The organism is Cellulomonas sp. HZM (assembly GCF_000708885.1).
Classification (GTDB): Bacteria; Actinomycetota; Actinomycetes; order Actinomycetales; family Cellulomonadaceae; genus Cellulomonas.
The window spans coordinates 14,751-31,529 of the sequence record NZ_JEOE01000028.1; the positions used below are offsets into that span (position 1 = coordinate 14,751).

At 75.6% G+C, this 16,779-nt stretch carries 11 protein-coding genes; 5 read left to right on the forward strand and 6 right to left on the reverse strand.

The window, feature by feature from the left end; translation table 11 throughout:
* Positions 1-15 precede the first annotated feature (15 nt).
* On the reverse strand, positions 16-375 hold the full coding sequence (locus AW16_RS0113000; protein ID WP_029291040.1) for a WhiB family transcriptional regulator: 360 nt from the start codon (positions 373-375) through the stop codon (positions 16-18).
* Between the two features lie 522 nt (positions 376-897).
* Positions 898-2,895, reverse strand: coding sequence for an ATP-dependent helicase (locus AW16_RS0113010; protein WP_029291043.1), 1,998 nt, complete (start codon positions 2,893-2,895; stop codon positions 898-900).
* Positions 2,896-3,145: 250 nt separating this feature from the next.
* Between AW16_RS0113010 and AW16_RS0113015 the strand changes: the two genes are divergently transcribed.
* A complete protein-coding gene (locus tag AW16_RS0113015) occupies positions 3,146-3,403 on the forward strand; it encodes a mycoredoxin (protein WP_029291045.1) in 258 nt (85 codons plus the stop codon).
* A 42-nt stretch (positions 3,404-3,445) separates the two neighbouring features.
* Here AW16_RS0113015 and nudC read toward each other — a convergent pair whose 3' ends face one another.
* Positions 3,446-4,477, reverse strand: a complete 1,032-nt coding sequence (gene nudC, locus AW16_RS0113020; RefSeq protein ID WP_029291046.1) for an NAD(+) diphosphatase — start codon at positions 4,475-4,477, stop codon at positions 3,446-3,448.
* 129 nt (positions 4,478-4,606) lie between these two features.
* Here nudC and AW16_RS0113025 point away from each other — a divergent pair, with 129 nt between their 5' ends.
* On the forward strand, positions 4,607-5,548 hold the full coding sequence (locus tag AW16_RS0113025) for a phosphotransferase (RefSeq protein ID WP_034649177.1): 942 nt from the start codon (positions 4,607-4,609) through the stop codon (positions 5,546-5,548).
* A gap of 15 nt (positions 5,549-5,563) precedes the next feature.
* Here AW16_RS0113025 and AW16_RS0113030 read toward each other — a convergent pair whose 3' ends face one another.
* A complete protein-coding gene (locus tag AW16_RS0113030; protein ID WP_081861667.1) occupies positions 5,564-8,995 on the reverse strand; it encodes an ATP-dependent DNA helicase in 3,432 nt (1,143 codons plus the stop codon).
* On the reverse strand, positions 8,992-12,336 hold the full coding sequence (locus AW16_RS0113035) for a UrvD/REP family ATP-dependent DNA helicase (protein ID WP_081861662.1): 3,345 nt from the start codon (positions 12,334-12,336) through the stop codon (positions 8,992-8,994). Before AW16_RS0113035 ends, AW16_RS0113030 begins: the two co-directional genes overlap by 4 nt.
* Before the next feature lie 174 nt (positions 12,337-12,510).
* Here AW16_RS0113035 and AW16_RS0113040 point away from each other — a divergent pair, with 174 nt between their 5' ends.
* Both AW16_RS0113040 and AW16_RS0113045 read left to right on the forward strand, forming a co-directional pair.
* A complete protein-coding gene (locus AW16_RS0113040; RefSeq protein WP_029291053.1) occupies positions 12,511-13,176 on the forward strand; it encodes a TetR/AcrR family transcriptional regulator in 666 nt (221 codons plus the stop codon).
* A gap of 140 nt (positions 13,177-13,316) precedes the next feature.
* Positions 13,317-13,541 (forward strand): DUF3107 domain-containing protein, encoded by a 225-nt coding sequence (locus tag AW16_RS0113045; RefSeq protein ID WP_029291055.1) that lies wholly within the window; start codon positions 13,317-13,319, stop codon positions 13,539-13,541.
* Between the two features lie 50 nt (positions 13,542-13,591).
* On the opposite strand, the gene AW16_RS0113050 is transcribed toward AW16_RS0113045, so the two are convergent.
* Positions 13,592-14,410 carry a ferritin-like fold-containing protein gene (locus AW16_RS0113050; RefSeq protein WP_081861663.1) on the reverse strand — a complete coding sequence of 273 codons (819 nt, stop codon included), beginning with the start codon at positions 14,408-14,410 and terminating at the stop codon, positions 13,592-13,594.
* Positions 14,411-14,788: 378 nt separating this feature from the next.
* Between AW16_RS0113050 and AW16_RS0113055 the strand changes: the two genes are divergently transcribed.
* A complete protein-coding gene (locus AW16_RS0113055; protein ID WP_081861668.1) occupies positions 14,789-16,525 on the forward strand; it encodes a DEAD/DEAH box helicase in 1,737 nt (578 codons plus the stop codon).
* Positions 16,526-16,779 lie beyond the last annotated feature (254 nt).

A 16,779-nucleotide genomic window follows, 5' to 3' on the forward strand; every position in this document is an offset into this window, starting at 1 on the left:
CGTCGCGAGATCACCTCACGCGACGATCGCGTTCTTTCGCGGACGGCCGCGGCCGCGCTTGGTGGCGACGACCGTGCCTCCGATGAACACCTCACCGCCCCAGACGCCCCAGGGCTCGGCCCGGTCGACGGCCCCGGCCAGGCAGCCCTCGATGAGGGGGCACTGCCGGCACAGGGCCTTCGCCTGCTCGACCTGCGCGGTCTGCTCGGCGAACCAGAGCTCCGAGTCGTGGGTACGGCACGGGATCATGGCCGAGACGACCTCGTCGAAGCGAGCGTCGGTGGTCGCGGTGCTGTCGTTCGACGGCGCGGCAGTGGTGCCGGGCCACGGGCCGGATCCGGTCCGATCGGTGTCGAGCAGCGTCGTGAGCCGCACGATGTCCTCCTGATGGTCCTTGCTGGTGGGTCGAGGTCGTGGATCCGGCCTCGTCCCCCCGGTTCACCAGGGGAAACAGAAAGGCCGCGGATCCTGTGACGGACTCCGCGGCCTGGGGTGACCTTGTCAGGTCAGACCATGGATGTCCGTCGGAGTCGGCGATCGGTGTGCTCGGGGCGCTGGGCAGAGCTCTGCACCGGGCCGGCGACGAAGCCGACCGTGCGCGTGGCCCCCATGCGGGCGGCGAGCCCGGAGATGGGCACAGCTCGCCCCTGAGCGGTGAAGGTGACGGGCGCGAGGTACCACGGAGAGATCCGCGTCGCATCGATGGACGTCACGTTCGTCGTGATCGTTCCCATTCCCGTTCACCTCCTCTTCCGCTGCGGGGCTCACGCCTTCCCGACGCAGCCCTCCTACAAGGACGTGGAACACACTAGGCGTGCCGTGCGAGGGCGGACAACCGAATTAACGAAGAAATCTCCGACGAGTTCTTCCGGCGCCCGCGAATGCGGCGAATCGGGCTCAGCCGACGGGTGCGGCGGCCTCCGCGACCAGCCCGAGGATCGTGTCCCCGAGGGTCGCGATCGTCTGCTGCCCCATGCCCCGCAGCCGTGCCAGCTCCTCGTGCGTGCGGGGTCGGCGATCGGCGATCGCCTCGAGCGCCGTGGTGGTCAGCACGCGCGTGGGCGCGACGCCCGTCTGCCGGGCGTGCTCGTCGCGCCACGCTCGCAGCCGCTCCGCGACCCGACGCGCGACCGGGTCTGCACTGACCGTCCGGGGCGCGTTGCCGCCGGCCGGCGAGCGCCGTTCCCCGGGCCACAGCGGCGCCAGGAAGCGAGAGACCTGCCGGCTCGCACGCCCGCCGGGCGTGCGCGACCGCGCCCACGACAGCTGCAGGTGCTCCCGTGCACGCGTCACGCCCACGTAGAGCAGCCGTCGCTCCTCGGCGATCGCCGCCGGCGAGTCCGCGAGCGCCGTGGGCAGCAGGCCCTCGCTCATGCCGACGAGGAACACCGCGTCCCACTCGAGACCCTTGGCCGCGTGCAGCGAGGCCAGCGTGACACCCTCGACGGTCGGTGCGTGCTGCGCCGCCGCGCGCTCGTCGAGCTCGTGCACGAAGTCGATCACCCGCGCCGTCGGGGTGGCGGCAGCGAGCTCGTCGGCCAGCACGACGAGCGCCTGCAGCGCGTCCCACCGCTCTCGCGCCGCGCCGCGGGCCGCGGGCGGCGACGACTGCCACTGCGCCGCGGTGAGGATCTCGCGCACCGACTGCGCCATCGGCTGGTCCGGGTCGGCCGAGCGGGCGCCGCCGCGCAGCAGCACCATCGCGTCACGCACGTCGCGGCGCGCGAAGAAGCGGTCCCCACCGCGCACCTGGTACCCGACGCCGGCCGCGGCGAGCGCCTCCTCGACCGCCTCCGACTGCGCGTTGGTCCGGTACAGCACGGCGATCTCGCTGGGCCGCGTGCCGGCAGCCACGAGCCTCGCCGCCTCCGCCGCCACGGCAGCCGCCTCCGACTCGTCGTCCGCGTACGTCGCGAACCGCACCTCGGGCCCGTCGGGCCGCTGCGCGCGCAGCTCGAGCGGTGCCGGGCCGCCCGCGCGCCGCGTCTCGTCGATCACCCGGTTGGCGAGCGCGACCACCTGCGGCGTCGAGCGGTAGTCGCGCACGAGCCGGACGACCTCCGCGTTCGGGTACGCGCGCCGGAACCCGGTGAGGTGGTGGGGGCTCGCGCCCGCGAACGAGTAGATGGTCTGGCTCGGGTCACCGACGACGCACAGCTCCTGGCGCCCGCCGAGCCACTGGTCGAGCAGGTACTGCTGCAGCGGGCTGACGTCCTGGTACTCGTCGACCACGAAGTGCCGGTACTGCCCGCGCACCTCCTGCGCGACGTCGCCGCGCTCGGCGAGCATCGCCGCGAGCAGCAGCAGCACGTCCTCGAAGTCGATGACGCCGCGCTCCTCCTTGACCTGCTCGTACGTCGTCATGAGGCGCGCGAGCGCGAGCGCGTCGTTGCCGTCCGGCACGGGCCTGTCGAGCGCGGCGACGGCGGTCGCGTAGTCGTCGGGGACGACGAGCGAGACCTTGGCCCACTCGATCTCCGACGAGAGGTCGCGCACCGCCGTGCGGTCCGAGCCGAGACCGACCCGGCGCGCGGCCTCCGCGACGAGCTGCGCCTTCTGCTCGACGATCCGTGGCGGCGCCCCGCCGACGACCTTGGGCCAGAAGAACCCGAGCTGGCGCAGCGCCGCGGAGTGGAACGTGCGCGCCTGCACACCCGACGCCCCGAGCGAGCGCAGCCGTGTGCGCATCTCCCCCGCGGCACGCGCCGTGAACGTCACCGCGAGCACGTGCTGCGGCTGGAACACCCCGGTGCGGATCCCGTACGCGATGCGGTGCGTGATCGCGCGCGTCTTGCCCGTGCCCGCCCCCGCGAGGACGCACACGGGGCCGCGCAGCGCGGTCGCGACGGCACGCTGCTCCGGGTCGAGCGCTGCCAGCAGGTCGTCGGGGGACATCGCGACCAGTGTCGCAGCCACCACCGACACGGACGGACGTCGCGCACAGGCCGGCGAGCGCCAGGACCTGGAACCGGGGCCAGGGTCCGGGCCAGGCGCCGGGACCGGGCCAGGGGCCGGGAAGAAAGTCGCGGGCACCGGTCGTTGGGCTCGTCGGGCGGCGTCGTCGCGGCGCGGCCCGCAGCGGTACCGGCACGACCCGCGACGAACCGACCGAACCACCGACTGAACCACCGACCGACGAGGACCCATGACCGACGCACCCGCCCCCGGCACGATCACCATGTACTCCACGACCTGGTGCGGGTACTGCCGCCGGCTCAAGACGCAGCTCGACTCGCAGGGCATCGGCTACACCGAGGTCGACATCGAGCAGCACCCGGACGCGGCCGAGCTCGTCGCGTCGCTCAACGGCGGCAACCAGACCGTTCCGACCGTCGTCTTCCCCGACGGCAGCGCCGCGACCAACCCGTCGCTCGTGCAGGTCCGCGAGCGCCTCGGGGTCTGACCGCTCGTCGCGACCGGCCGGGCTCGCAGCGCCGCGTCGACGTCAGGCGCGTGGCGCGGGCAGCGCGCCGCCGAACCAGTCCTCGACGAGAGCGCGCGCGATCGACGACGGCCCCGGGGGGATGACATCCCCCTCGCGCACGGCCGCCGCGAGCTCGTCGCGCGTGAACCAGCGCGCGCCCTCGAGCTCGTCGCCGTCGGGCGTCAGCGCCGTGCTCGACGCGTGCGCGACGAAGCCCACCATGAGCGACGCCGGGAACGGCCACGGCTGGCTCCCGCGGTACTGGACGTCCCCGACGACGACGCCGACCTCCTCGAGCACCTCGCGGCGCACCGCGTGCTCGAGCGACTCCCCCGGCTCGACGAACCCTGCGAGCGTCGAGAACCGGTGCGCCTCCCAGGCCCGTGCGTGCCCCAGGAGCAGGCGGTCGTCGGCGTCGACCACCGCCATGATCACCGCGGGGTCGGTACGGGGGTAGTGCTCGGAGCCGTCCTGCGTGCACCGTCGTACCCAGCCTGCCTGCGTGCTCGTCGTCGGGGCACCGCACCGAGGGCACCGGGGGTGGCGGGTGTGCCACGCGTCGAGCGCGACGGCCGCGGTCGCGAGCCCCGCGTCGAGCGGTGAGAGCGCCGCACCCGTGCGCCGCAGCGACACCCACCCCGGGGGCTGCGGGGCGTGCCGCGGGCGTGCCTGGTGGACGAGCACGTCCGCCGGGCGGCCGACGAGCGGTGCGGGGTCGTGCGCGGGCAGGCGGAGCCCGAGGAAGGTGGTGCCGTCGTGGCGGCCCAGCAGGAGCCATCGGCCGTCGAGGGCGTCGGCGAGCTCGTCCGTCGGCTCGTCCGTCTGCTCACGGGTACCCGCGCCGAGCCCTCCTGCCGGCGCGAGCGCGCGCGCCGCCGCGACGTCGAGGAGCTCGAGCCGTCCGTCGGACGCGGTCAGCAGGTCCCCGTCGTGCACGACCACCACGCGCGTGCTCTCGTCGGCCAGCGCGTCACTCAGGGCCCCCGGCCGGGCACGCAGCTCCGCGGCACGGTCCGCGAGCGCTCGGGACAGGGGAAGGTCGTCGCTCCTCACCGCGCCACCGTACGCGCGCCGACGACGACCCCCGGTACCGCGGCACGCGCCCGGCCCGCGGGGGACGAACCGGGCAGACACGCGGCGCGCTGCACCGTCGGACGCGCAGGTGCCGCCTACTCTGGGCGCGTGCCACGCTCACCCCTCGCACTCGCCGCGCTCGCGACGGTCGCTGTCCCGGGGCTGGACGCCTTCGACGTCCGGCGACCCGCGCGGCCCGCCACGGACGTCGACATCGCGATCGTCATCGACGCCGCGCGTCGACGCTGGGTGGTCCGGGCGCCCGTCAACGCGGCCGCGGGTGCCGCGCTGGAGGCCGAGGTCGCGCTCCTGGCGAGCCTGGGCGACGCGTGCGACGCCGGCCTGCTGCCCTTCGCAGTGCCGCGCCCCGTCGGCTTCGCGCACCTGCCCGAGGGCGGTCGCGCGGCGGTGCACCCCGAGATCGCCGGCCGCACGCTCTCGCCCGACGAGCTCGTGCCGGGGCCGGGGCTCGCCGCATCGGTCGGTCGAGCGATCGCCGCGATCCACGAGCTGCCGCCGTCGGTCATCGAGGACGCCGGCCTGCCGGTGTACGACGCGGAGACGTTCCGTGCACGTCGGCAGGCGGAGGTCGACGAGGCCGCGCGCACCGGTCGCGTCCCCGCGACGCTGCTGCGCAGGTGGGAGGAGCGGCTCGAGGACGTCGCGCTGTGGCGGTTCCGCCCGGTGGTCACACACGGCGACCTGACCAACGAGCGGGTCCTGGTCCGCGACGGCGTCGTCTCCGGGGTCCTGCACTGGGGTGACGCGTGCGTCGCGGACCCCGCCGACGACCTCGCGTCGATCCTCGTCGCCGCACCGCAGGACGCCGCCGACTCGATCGTGGAGGCGTACCAGCTGCGCCGCACCGAGCTCATCGACCCGCACCTCGTCGACCGTGCGCTGCTCGCGAGCGAGCTCGCCCTCGCGCGGTGGCTCCTGTACGGCGTGCGCACGGGCGACGCCGAGATCGTCGAGGACGCTGTCGGGATGCTCGAGGACCTCGACGAGCACACGCGGACCTACGAGGACGCCGAGCCCTCGCTCGCCTGACGTCGCCCACGCCGGTCAGCGCGCGTCGGGACCGCCGGCCGGCTCCGTCCCCGTCGCCTGCCGCTGCGCGCCGTCCTGCGTCGTCGCGCCCCGCAGCAGCTCGACGATCTCGTCCTCGACGAGCAGACGCTGCGGGTAGACCGTCTCGCCCGCGGCGACGTAGCAGAACGCCGCGGACACGTCCGCGAGCGGCACACCCGTACGACGCGACCACGCCAGCCGGTACACGGCGAGCTGGATCTCACGCGCGGCCCGCACCTGCGGGTCACGCGGTGGCGCGCCGGTCTTCCAGTCGACGACGACGACCTTCGACCGGTCGCGCGGGTCGGGGAACACCGCGTCGATGCGCGAGCGGAGCACGTAACCGTCGAGGTCGGTCTCGACGTCGACCTCGATGGCGACCGGCGACCGGTGCGCCCACTCCCCTGCGAGGAATGCGGCGCGCAGCGTCGCGACGTCGGCGTCGAGGTCGACCGGCGGCTCGTCCGCGTCGTCCGCCCCCGGGAGCGCGTCGACGTCGACGAGAGCCGCGCTGCCGAAGTAGCCCTCGACCCACGCGTGGAAGCGCGTGCCGAGGCGGGCCGCCGACGACGGCTCGTTCGGGACCGGTCGACGAAGGTCGCGTGCGAACTCGTCCGCGCCCCCGCCGAGCCGGACGAGCGCGGACGCCGACAGGTGGGCGGGGAGCTCGACCGCACGTGCCGCCGACCCGCGGCGTCGCCGCTCGTCGAGCAGCCGCGCGGCGAGGGCCTCCCAGCCGGGACCGTCGGGGAGGTCGGACGCCCCGGCGACGGTCCCGGCCGGGAGGTCGGGCCCCTCGGCGACCGCGTCACGCACCCACTGCGCCGCGCGCTCCACGGCCGGGCGGCGGCTCGCGCCGTGGCCACCCGGCGCCTGGAACGGGTCAGCCGGCCACGGCGCGGTCAGCACGTCGCCCGCCGTCGGGTTGACGTCCCCCTTCACCGGCTCGGGCGCGACGTCGACCACCTCGACGACCCCACCCTCCACCAGCTCGTCCAGGAACTCGGACACGGCCCGCGGCGTCTTCCCGTCGCCCCAGTAGGACGCGGTCAGCAGCAGGTCCCGGCGTGCGCGCGTGAGGGCGACGTACGCCAGCCGACGCTCCTCGCGCACCTCGTGCTCGCCGGCGGCGGCGACGAACGCCTTGCGTCGGTCCTCGAGGTCCTTCGGGTCGGCCGCGCCCGAGTACGCGAAGTCAGGCAGGTGCGCGCGGTCGCCGCGCAGCGGGTACGGCAGGTTCGCGAGCCCGACGAGCCACGCGGAGTCGGTCGCGCCCGACGGGCCCTTCGTCCGCGTGGACGGCAGGCCGCCGTCCACGAGCCCGGGCACGGCCACGACGTCCCACTCGAGCCCCTTGGCGGCGTGGATCGTGGTGATCTGCACGGCGTCGGGGTCGGGCTCGGCGATCGGGAGCTCGAGCCCGTTCTCGCGCGCGTCCGCCGCCTCGAGCCACGCGAGGAACCCCCCGAGCGTCGGGTGGTCGCTGGTGCGCGCGAACTCGACGGCGACGTCTCGGAACGCGTCGAGGTGCGCTCGCGCCTGTGCGGGTGCGGACCCGGCCCGCGCTGCGACCTCGATGTCGAGGCCCAGCAGCCGCTCCGCCTCACCGACCAGCTCCGGGACGGCCAGGTAGGAGTGCGCGCGCAGCGACCGGAGCACCGAGGCGAGCTCGCGCAGCCGGCCGCGCGCGGAGTCGGTGAGCGTCCGCCCGGCCGGCCCCTGCCACCCCGGCGGGGGCAGCTCGTCCAGCGCGTCGACGAGGCTGCGCTCGTCGACCGCGTCGATCTCCACGTCCGTCCGGTCGCGTGCGGCGCGACCGGCCAGGTGGGTGGCCCACGCCGCGAGCGCGTGGAGGTCTGCCGCGCCGAGTCGCGTCCGCGCGCCCGTGAGCAGCCGGACGAGGGCGTCCCCACGGCGGGGGTCGTGCGCCGCCTGGAGCAGCGCGACGAGGTCGACGACCTCGGGCACGGACAGCAGACCGCCGAGCCCGACGACCTCGACGGGGATGCCGCGCTCACGCAGCGCCCGGCGCAGCGGCTCGAACTGCGACCGCTTGCGGCACAGCACCGCGGCCGTGACACGCTCGACCGCGGGCTCCGCGCCGTTCGCTGCCCGCGCGGGACGCCAGTGCTCCGCGACGAACTCGGCGACCGCGCGCGCCTCCTCGTCGGCCGTCGCGAGCACGTTCGCGCGCACCGAGCCGGGGCCGGCGCCGGGCCGTGCGCGCAGGACCGGGACCGCGACGCGCCCCTCACCCGCCCGCAGCGGTGACGCGACGGCGTTCGCCGCTGCCAGCACGGCCTCGTCGTTGCGCCACGACGTCGACAGCAGGTGCACCGCCGCGGGGCGGTGGTCGGAGCCGCGCACCACAGGGAAGTCCGTCGGGAACCCGGCGAGGCCGCCCGCGCTCGCGCCGCGCCACCCGTAGATCGACTGGTGGGGGTCCCCGACGGCCGTCACCGCGTGGCCACCGCCGAACAGCGATCGCAGGAGCGTGAGCTGCGCGAACGAGGTGTCCTGGTACTCGTCGAGCAGGACGACGCGGAACCGGTCGCGCTCCGCCGCGCCGACCTCGGGGACGTCCCGCGCGAGCCGGGCCGCGAGCGCGACCTGGTCGCCGAAGTCGATCGCGTCCGCAGCGCGCTTGCGTGCCCGGTACGCGGCCACGACGTCGAGCAGTCGCACGCGTTCGCCGAGCGACGCCACGAGCGAGGCGATCGCCGCGTACTGGCGTGGACCCTTCGTGCCCGGCGGCGTCGCCTCGATCGCCTGCACCACCTCGGCGATCCGCTGCTGCGCCTGCGCCGGGTCGAGCAGGTGCTCGTCGAGCGCCCCGGACATCGCGAGCACCGCATCGACGACGGTCGACGTCGCCGCCGCGGTCCCCAGGTCCTCGTCCCACGCCTCCACGACCTCGCTCGCGAGCTGGAACTGCGCCGCCTCCCCGAGGAGCCGGGCCGACGGGTCGAGCCCGAGCCGCAGCGCGTGGTCGACGACGAGCGACGCGGCGTACGAGTTGTACGTGGAGATCGTCGGCCGGGCCAGGCCGTCCGCTGCCGCACCGTGACCCGGCAGCACGATCCCCTCGGCGGCCGCGCGCCGGTGCAGCAACCTCAGCCGTCTGCGCACGCGCTCCGCGAGCTCACCCGCTGCCTTGCGCGTGAACGTCAGGCCCAGCACCTGCTCGGGTTCGACGAGCCCGTTCGCGATGAGCCACACCACTCGCGAGGCCATCGTCTCGGTCTTGCCCGAGCCGGCGCCGGCCACGACGAGCGCGGGCAGCAGCGGCGACTCGACGACCGCGCGCTGCTCCTCGGTCGGGAGCGGCTTTCCCGTGAGCTCGGCGATGTCGTCGGCACCGAGGATCACGTCGGTGCCCGCCGCGGGGCTCGTGACCGTGCGACGCGAGGTCGTGGAGCCGCTCATGCGACGACCTGCCCGCCCTCGCCACGCACCGGGCACGAGCGCCGGACCGGGCAGCGGTCGCACAGATCGTTGGTCGTCGCCGTGAACGTGGACGCCGCCATCGTGCCCGCGACGGCGTCGATGACCGTGCGGGCCCAGCTGGGACCGCCGTCCTCGGGGCCGAGCGCGTCCTGGTCCCGCACCGCCGCGTTGGCGCCCGTGCCGACGTACACCAGCTGTGCGCCCGCGCTCGTCGCTCCCGGCTCGAGCCCGGGGAACGCGCCCGCGTCGACCGCGAGCTGGTACGCGCCGAGCTGCGGGTTCACGGCCGCCTTCTCCTGCGGGACGGGCGACGCGCCCGTCTTGAGGTCCACCACGCGCACGCGCCCCGGCTCGTCGGTCTCCTCGACCCGGTCCACCTGCCCGCGCACGAGCGCGCGCTCGGTCACCAGCTCGAAGTCGCCCTCCAGCAGCACGGGTCGTCCCGAGGACGCGAGGTACCCCGCGAGCCGGCGCACCATCGCCTCGGCCTTCGCGCGCGTCGCGCGGGCCGGCCACCCCGTGCCGAGCCCGAGCTGCGACCACCGCTCGTCCAGCGCCGCGACCAGCTCGTCGTACGTGCCGTGCGGATGCTCCTGCGCGATCGCGTGCACCAGCGTGCCGAGCGTCTGGCCGCCGCTGTCCCCCGCGGTGCCGCCGGCGCTCTCGAGCGCCCATCGCAGCGCGCACCGCTGCGCCGTCTCGATGCGCGACGGCGAGACCGGGACGCGCTCGTCCGGTCCCCACAGGGGCGCGTCGCTCGTCGTCGGCGCGAGGCCGTGCCAGGAGTCGGGGTGCGCCCCCTCGACGCCCTGCGCCGCGAGCGCCGCGAGCGCCCGCAGCGCCCCCTGGTCCGGCGTGCGACCCGCCGCGGCCGCCTCCTCCGTGCTCGCGCGCAACCGTGCGACCAGCCCGCGCAGGTCGAGCGGCGCGCCCACGCGCGTCCGGCGCGGGTCGACGTCGTCGTCCGCCGCGTCGTCGACCGGCTCGACGAGGTCGAGGAACGGTGACGGCTGCGCGTCGGCATCGGCGACCGCGGTCACCACGAGCGTGCCGCGGGACCGCGAGCACGCGACCGCGAACGAGCGCAGCTCGTCGTGCAGCACCGCCTCGCGCGCGAGGCGCGCCCGCTCCTGGGCCGGCAGCTCGACCTGCGCCGCGCGGCCCGCGACCACGTCGACGAGCAGCTGCGCGCCGAGCATCGAGTCCCGCAGCCGCAGGTCGGGCCACGTGCCCTCCTGCACGCCCGCGACGACGACCACCTCCCACTCGCGCCCGGCCGCCCCCGCAGGGGTGAGCACCTGGACCGCGGAACGGCGCGCGCGGGCCGCGATGCTGTCGGACGGCAGGTCCTGCGCCTGGAGCCAGTCGACGAACGCCGCGGGGGTCGCGCGGGGCATCCGGTCGACGAACGTCTCGGCGGCGCGGAACAGCGCGAGCACGGCATCGAGGTCGCGATCGGCCCGGTCGCCCGAGGCGCCACCCGCGAGCGCAGCACGCCGCCACGGCTCGGCGAGCGCGGCGGCGGACCACAGCGCCCACAGCACGCGCTGCGCGTCGGCCCCCGGCTGCGCCGCTGCGTCGCGTCCGTCGGCCAGGAGCGCCGCGAGCCGGTGCACGGGCCGCGCGACCTGCGGCGCGAGCGTCAGGGCACGGTCCCTGTCCGCCACCGCCTCCACCAGCAGCGTGTCGCTGCTGCGCCCGCCGCCCGCGCCGAGCTCCTCGGCGCGCAGCGCACGCCGCACGCGGCGCAGCCCGACGGCGTCGAGACCTCCCAGCGGCGAGCACGCGAGCTGCGCGACCACGTCCGGGTCGAGGGGCGTGCGACCGACGGCCACCGACATCGCGAGCAGGATCGGCCGCACCGCCGGCTCGTCGCGAAGCGGGACGTCGCTGCCCAGCACCGCGACGGGCACGGACGCGTCCGCGAGCGCACGGCGCAGCGCCGTGACCTGCGACCCGGACCGCGCGACGACCGCCATGTCCTCCCAGTCCACCCCGTCGCGCACGTGCGCGACGCGCAGCGTGCGGGCCACGAACGCCGCCTCCTGGGCTCCGCTGGGCAGGACCGCCGCGCGGACCGGCGCACCCGCCGCACGGCCCCCACCAGGGGCGGGGGCGACACCGTCGGCCGGGGCGACCGCCTCGACCGCGGTGGCGGTCGGGACCGGCGCGCCGCCGTGGGGCGCCTCGGCGGTCGGCACGTCGGCCGGCACATCGGTCACCACGTCGGACGCCACGTCGGCCGGGCCGCGCCGCCGGTGCGCCGCGGTGCCGGCCACGCCGATGCGCGACGTGATCCGTTCGACGACGTCGGTGGCGGCCGGCGAGGTCCGCCACCGCGTCCCGAGCACGACGGTCCGCGCGCCCAGCTCCCCAGGCCCGGTGCCCGTCACCGTGGCTCGCGCGACGAGCTGCGGGTTGGCTCCGCGGAACGTCTGCACCGCGACGTCGGGGTCGGCGAGCAGGAGCACGCGAGCGCCGTCGGCGGCGAGCACCGACAGCAGCCCGGCCGTGGCCGACGTGCCCTCCTGGTGGTCGTCGACCACCACCAGGTCCCAGCGCGGGCGGGGCGCGCGCGGGACCTCGTCGTCCCACGCGTGCAGCGCCTGGGACGCCTCCTCGACCACCGTCGCCGGGTCGTAGCGCGCGCCCGCGTCGGGCGTCCCGCTGCGCAGCTGAAGCACGTCGAGGTACTCCTCGTAGAGCCGCGCCGCCGCGACCCAGTCCGCCCGGCCGTTCCGCTCCCCGAGACCCGCGAGCGCCACGGGGTCGAGCCCGCGCTCCGCGGCGCGCATCAGCAGGTCGCGCAGCTCGTCGCGGAACGCTCGCAGCCCGAGCACCTCGGGCAGCACGTGCTCCGGCCACCCGAGCGGGACCCCCTCGCCCTCGGCGTGTCCCGCGAGGAGCTCCGCCAGCAGCAGGTCCTGCTCGGGGCCGGACACCAGCGTCGGCGCCGGCTCGCCCAGCAGCCCGGCGCACGCACGGAGGACCGCGAACGCGGCCGCCGCCGGCGTCTGCACCAGGACGCGTCCCGGCGTGCCGCGCAGGCGTGCCGCGACCCTGTCCCGCAGCTCGGCCGCACCGCGCCGCGTCGCCGCGAGGACCAGCACGCGCTCGGGGTCCGTGCCGGCCCCGACGGACCGAACCGCGGCCTCGAGCGCGACCGTCGTCTTGCCCGTGCCCGGCGCGCCGAGCCCGAGCACTGCGGGCGCTCCCTCGAGCACCGCGTCCACGACCGCCTGCTGGTGCGCGTCGAGCCACGGCGTCGCGACCTCGGCGGCGAGGCGCGGACGCACGAGGTGCAGGGCGGACTGGTTCACGGCGCAGATCCCATCACGCACCCCTGACACGCGTCGCGCCGACGCGCGAGGAGGGTCGGCACGGTCCCGTCCCCCGATCCAGTCCGCCCGATCGTGTCCACCCGTCGGGACCTCGGGTGATCCCACCTGGAAAACGTCACACCACCGACACGTGCGGTGGCTACCATCGCGGGCATGACGGCCCAGAGCGCAGAGCCCCAGCGGCAGCGCACGCGCATGGCGCGTGACGAGCGCCGTGCCCAGGTGCTCCGCATCGCCCAGGAGCTGTTCTCCTCGGAGGGCTTCCACCACGTGTCGATGGACGACATCGCGGAGCGTGCGGAGGTCAGCAAGCCGGTGCTGTACCGGCACTTCCCGTCCAAGCTGGACCTGTACCTCGCGGTCGTCGACCAGCGCGGCGCCGACCTGCTGACGGCCGTCGACGAGGCCGTCGCACCGATCGAGAACGGTCCCGTGCACCCCGGCGACGGACGCGACGTCGTGGCCGCGATCGTGCGCGCGTACATGTCGTTCGTCCAGACCGCTGGAGAGTCGTCGGCCCTGCTGTTCGAGTCGGACGTCACGCACGACGCCGACGTGCGGGCACGCGTCGACGCCGCGTCGTCGCACGCCGCACGCCGCATCGCCGCGGTGCTCGCGCCGGTCACGGGCCTGCCGGACGACGACTGCGCGATCCTCGCCGTCTCGCTCATCGCGCTCGCGCAGGGCGCGGCGACGCACCGCATGCGCAGCGCCGACGACGAGGCCGACCGCGACCACGCCGTCGAGCTCGTGACCCGGCTCGCGTGGGCCGGCGTGCAGGGCCTCATCCGCGACGACTTCGAGTACAGCCCCTCCTGACGTGCGTTCGCCCAGCGCGGACGGGACGGTCGGGCACGCCGGGACGACCTAGGATCGCTCACGACGAGGCGCGACGAGACGGACCCGGGTGGGACCAGGCGCGCGACGAGGCATGTGCCGCGACCAGCAAGGAGCAGACGGTGGACATCACGATCGGGGTGCAGAACCTGCCGCGCGAGATCGTCGTGGAGACGGACCTGACCGCCGACGAGGCCTCCGCCGCCGTCGCCGCCGCGCTCGCCGGGCGCCCCGCGCTCGAGCTGACGGACTCGCGGGGCCGCCGCGTGATCGTGCCGACCGCAGGCATCGGCTACGTCGAGATCGGTGCCGAGTCGAAGGGCCGCGTCGGCTTCGGCACGATCTGAGGACCGAGTCCTGCAGGCCGGCCCGACGGCCCTGCACGGTCCCCCGCGCGTCAGGCCGTCAGCCCGAGGCGCGACATGCGCCGCGTGTGCTGAGCGGTGAGCTCGCCGAACACCTTGGCGGGCACGTTGGCGGGGTCCGAGCCACGGCTCGCCACCGCAGGCTGCGCGGCCAGGACGACGTCGGCGCCGTCCTGACCGGCGTCGGCTCCCGCGCGGACCTCGCCCGAGCGCGCGACGAGGCGCGCGATCCCGGGGCGCTGGGTGAGCAGCGACTGCACCACGCCGAGCGCCTCGCCGACCAGTCGACGGCCCCACAGCGCGAGCCGCGAGGTCAGCACGCCGTCGTCGGCACCGGCCGCGTCGAGCTCGGTGACCGCGAGATCCGCGTGGGACGCGTCGTCGAGCACCTCGAGCACGATCTCTCGCGAGCGCTCGTCCAGAGCGTCCGCCGCGAGCCGGCAGAAGTCGTCGGCCACGCCGTACCCGACGTACGCCTTGAGCAGGCGCTCCCACCACGTGGCGGGCTGGGTGCGGGCGTCGAAGTCGTCGAGCACGGCGTCGAAACGTCCGAGGGCCGCCTCGGGGTCGGCCCCCAGCTCCGCGATGCGCGCGAGCACGCGGTCGCGCCGCTCGACGGCGGCCGCCGCGAACCGGCTCAGCGCGAGCCGCTGCTCGACGCTCGGCGCGATCGCCGAGTCCGAGGCGAGACGCACGAAGGCGGTGTGCTCGAGCTGTGCGACCAGGCCCAGGAGCTCCACCACGTCGGCCGGCTGCGCCAGGTCGGCCTGTCCGGCAGCTCCCGGTCCAGCAGCGCCCGGTCCGGCCGCTGCGGCCGCGGGGGCGGTGGTCTCGAGCCTCGTGGTCGTCATCCGACGAAGCGTAGTCGCGGTGCCGTCGGGGTGCGATCCACCTTCGGGAGCGACGAGCGCCCCCGGCCAGACCCGCACGTCAGGGGTGTCGGATAGACTGCGCGCGTACATCGGTTGCCCGGTCGTCTCGGTTCCACGGTCCACGACCATCCCGCGCAGCCCCGGACCTCGGTCCGGACGACGCTCGCGGGACTGAATTTCACGATCGGCTGCCGGCCACCCGTGCAGTGACGATCGCTGTCGCCCGGCAGCCCGACGTTCGTCGGCGCCCGGACAGCGCGCGATCCACCGCCCTCGCAGTGAAGAGCCACCGTGACCACGACCGACCCCGGGCTCGACGAGCCCACGTTCGACGACAACAGCGCGCTCGCCGCGCCCATGACCCGCCCGATGCGCAGCACGTACTCCTCGGTGCAGGCCGTCGACGCCTCGTTCTCCGACTTCGACGTGCGCCCCGAGATCGTCGAGGCACTCGCCGCCGCCGGCATCACGCACCCGTTCCCCATCCAGGCGATGACGCTGCCCGTCGCGCTGTCCGGCCACGACATCATCGGCCAGGCGAAGACCGGTACCGGCAAGACCCTCGGCTTCGGCGTCCCGCTGCTCAACCGCGTGGTCGCACCCGGCGAGGACGGATACGAGCAGCTCCCCGCGCCCGGCAAGCCGCAGGCGCTCGTCGTCGTCCCGACGCGTGAGCTCGCCGTCCAGGTCGCGGGCGACCTCGCCACCGCGAGCGCCAAGCGCACCGTGCGCGTCGTCCAGGTCTACGGCGGCCGCGCGTACGAGCCGCAGATCGACGCGCTCGCCAAGGGCGTGGACGTCGTCGTCGGCACCCCCGGCCGCATGATCGACCTGCTGCGCCAGCGCCACCTGGACCTCTCGCACGTCCGCACGGTCGTGCTCGACGAGGCCGACGAGATGCTGGACCTCGGCTTCCTGCCCGACGTCGAGACGCTGCTCGCCGCCACGCCGGCGACGCGCCACACCATGCTGTTCTCCGCGACGATGCCCGGCCCGGTCGTCGCGATGGCGCGTCGCTACATGACGCAGCCGACGCACATCCGCGCGCAGGACCCCGACGACGACGGCCGCCAGACCGTCAAGAACATCAAGCAGGTCGTCTACCGCGCGCACGCTCTCGACAAGGTCGAGCTCCTGGCCCGCATCCTGCAGGCGGACGGGCGCGGCCTGACGATCGTGTTCGCGCGCACCAAGCGCACTGCGGCGAAGGTGGCCGACGACCTGGTCGAGCGCGGCTTCGCCGCCGGCGCGCTGCACGGCGACCTGGGTCAGGGTGCCCGTGAGCAGGCGCTGCGCGCGTTCCGCCACGGCAAGGTCGACGTGCTCGTCGCGACCGACGTCGCCGCGCGCGGCATCGACGTCGAGGACGTCACGCACGTCGTCAACTACCAGTGCCCCGAGGACGAGAAGACGTACCTGCACCGCACGGGCCGCACCGGCCGCGCGGGCAACAAGGGCACGGCCGTGACGTTCGTCGACTGGGACGACATCCCGCGCTGGGGCCTGATCGACAAGGCGCTCGGCCTGGGCATCCCGGAGCCCGTCGAGACGTACTCGAGCTCGCCGCACGTGTACGAGGACCTCGGCATCCCGCAGGGCACCAAGGGGCGTCTGCCCAAGGCGCAGCAGACGCGCGCCGGGCTCGCGGCCGAGGCGATCGAGGACCTGGGTGAGACCGGCAAGCGCGGCGGTCGGGCCGCCGGCGAGGGCTCGCGCTCGGGTGGCTCGTCCGCCGGGCGCTCGGGTGGCGGCTCGGGTCGCTCCGGCGAGCAGCGCCGGTCGTCCGACGAGCACCGTGAGCGGGGCGAGTCCGGCGACGGCCAGCGCTCGCGCCGTCGTCGCGGCGGCCGCGGGCACGGCTCGGGTTCGGCGCAGGGTGCTGGTTCAGCGCAGTCGTCGGGCGGCGAGGCCGGTCCGTCCGGGCAGCACGTCGGGCAGCCGACGAACGGTCCCGCGCAGGGTGGCGACGCCGCAGGCCAGCCGCAGGGCGAGCGGTCCGGCGCGCGCCGCAGCCGCTCGCGCCGCCGCACGCGCGGTGGCCGCCCGGCCGAGGGTGGCGCGCCCGCCGCGGACGGTGCTCCCTCCGCGGAGTGAAGCAGTGCCGGTCGTCGCGAGCCGCATCGCGACGTGACCGGCGCACAGGACGAGGGGCGCCCTCCCGGACACGGGAGCGGCGCCCTTCGCCGTCCCCGGCACGGTTCGCCGCCCCCCTCCCGCGCACCACGGACGGCTCCGTGAAGCGGTGCGCGCTCCACAGCCGACCAACGCTTCACCCACCTCGCGACGCCGCGGACAGGACGGCTGTGTGCGGCGTTGCGAGGTGGGTGAAGCGTTGGTCGGCTGTGGAG